At 64.8% G+C, this 2,061-nt stretch carries 2 protein-coding genes; both read left to right on the top strand.

The features are described 5' to 3' along the window. Positions 1-20 precede the first annotated feature (20 nt). Complete coding sequence (locus EN879_RS33390; protein ID WP_013530574.1) at positions 21-968, top strand: substrate-binding domain-containing protein; 948 nt, start codon at positions 21-23, stop codon at positions 966-968. Between the two features lie 247 nt (positions 969-1,215). After that, positions 1,216-2,061, top strand: an 846-nt coding sequence (locus tag EN879_RS33400) for a sugar ABC transporter ATP-binding protein (RefSeq protein WP_164774746.1), incomplete at its 3' end; no start/stop codon positions are given.

A 2,061-nucleotide genomic window follows, 5' to 3' on the forward strand; every position in this document is an offset into this window, starting at 1 on the left:
TTCTTGTGGAGGAGGATCCCATGAACAGACGTGAATTCCTGCTGTCGTCCGCGGCTTTCGGCGCCATGATGGTTGCCGCGCCTTCTGTGTTTGCGCAGGACAAGCTCACTATCCTTGGCTCGGTGCCCAGTCTCGGCTTTCCGTTCTTCGTGCACATGCTGAACGAGATCAAGGCGGAAGCCGCCACGCAAGGCGTCAATCTGACCGAAAGCGACGGCCAGAACTCGGCCACCAAGCAGACCGCCGACATCGAGGCCGCCCTGGTGCAGAAGGTCAACGCCATCGTCATCTCGCCGCTCGACGTCAACGCCCTGGCGCCGGCCATCGAGGAAGCGGTCAAGGCCGGCGTTCCCGTGGTGACGATCGACCGCCGCGTAGACGGCGTCGAGGGCATCCTCGCCCATGTCGGCGCCGACAATGTGAAGGGCGGCGAGGCGGAAGCCAACGCCGTGGTGGCGGCGTTTCCCAACGGTGCCAAGCTGTTCCATCTGCAGGGCCAGCCCGGCGCCGGCCCGGCGATCGACCGCAACAAGGGCGTGCACAATGTGCTCGATCCTCTGAAGGACAAGTATCAGATCGTCTTCGAGCAGACCGCCAACTTCGCCCGCGCCGAGGCGCTGTCGGTGACCGAGGCTGGCCTTGCCGCCAACGGCAAACCCGACGCCATCGTCTGCGCCAATGACGACATGGCGCTGGGCGCCATGGAGGCTTGTGCCGCGCGCAACTTCACCGACGTCAAGATCTACGGCTTCGATGCACTGCCCGAAGCGCTGGTCGCCGTGCGCGACGGCAAGCTTGCGGGCACCGTCGAGCAATTCCCCGGCGAGCAGTCGCGCACTGCGGTGCGCATCGCGGTGGCCTTTGCCAAGGACAAGACCGAGCCGAAGGAGAAGCTGGTGCTGCTGACGCCAATCGTCATCGGCAAGGACAATCTCGACAAGGCAGAGCGGATTGGCGAGACGAAGTAGGGGTTTGGCGGGGATCGGCCGATTGGCAAAGCCGGCGGGACAGCGCCCCCCTCTGTCCTGCCGGACATCTCCCCCTCAAGGGGGAGATCGACTGTTCCTCCTGCTTTCGCCAGTTCCCAAATGTTGAAAGAAAAGGTGTCGCCGGTGACACAGCCAATCTCCCCCCTTGAGGGGGAGATGTCCGGCAGGACAGAGGGGGGCGTTCAAGCGCTGACAGGCGACATCAACTGCATGGAAGGAGCCACCCTTGCCGCCAGCCGCTGAAGCCGCCTCGCCCGAACCCATCCTGCTTGCCGTCGAAGGCATCACCAAGCATTTCGCCGGCGTGACGGCGCTCAGCGATGTCTCGCTCGATATCCGCCCCGGCGAGATCCTCGGCCTGCTGGGCGAAAACGGCGCCGGCAAATCGACGCTCTTGAAAATCCTGTCGGGTGTGATGCCGCCATCGGGCGGCCGCATCACTTTCGACGGTGCCGATTATCATCCCTCCAGCCCGCAGGATGCCAAGCGGCTTGGCATCGTCACCATCTATCAGGAACTGAGCCTGATCCCGACGCTGACCGTGGCGGAGAACATTTTCATCGGCCGCGCGCCGATCGGCCCGCTCGGGCTGGTGAGTTGGCGCAAGATGGAGGAAGATTCCCGCACGATCATCGCCCGCGTCGGTCTCTCCATAGACCCGATGACGCCGGTCTCGGCATTGTCCGTGGCCGAGCAGCAACTGGTCGAGATTGCTCGGGCGCTGTCGCTGGAAAGCCGGCTGATCATCATGGATGAGCCGACCTCGGCGCTGACCGAGACCGAGGTGCAGCGGCTGCTGTCGATCATGGACCGGCTGCGCAAGGACAGGGTCGCCATTATGTTCGTCACCCACCGGCTGGAGGAAGCGTCCGCCATATGCGATCGCATGACGGTGCTGCGCGACGGCAGGCTTGCCGGCCACCTTAACCGTGAAGGCGGGCCGATCGCGCTGCCCAAAATCATCGAGAAGATGGTCGGCCGCGCGGCGTCCGAGCTCTACGCCCGGCCGGCGCAACGCGCGGTGGCCGGCGATGTCGTGCTGTCGGTGCGCGGCCTGCGCACTGTGCGCGAC

Origin of the sequence: Mesorhizobium sp. M7A.F.Ca.AU.002.02.1.1 (genome assembly GCF_003998535.1) — a bacterium.
Classification (GTDB): Bacteria; Pseudomonadota; Alphaproteobacteria; order Rhizobiales; family Rhizobiaceae; genus Mesorhizobium; species Mesorhizobium ciceri.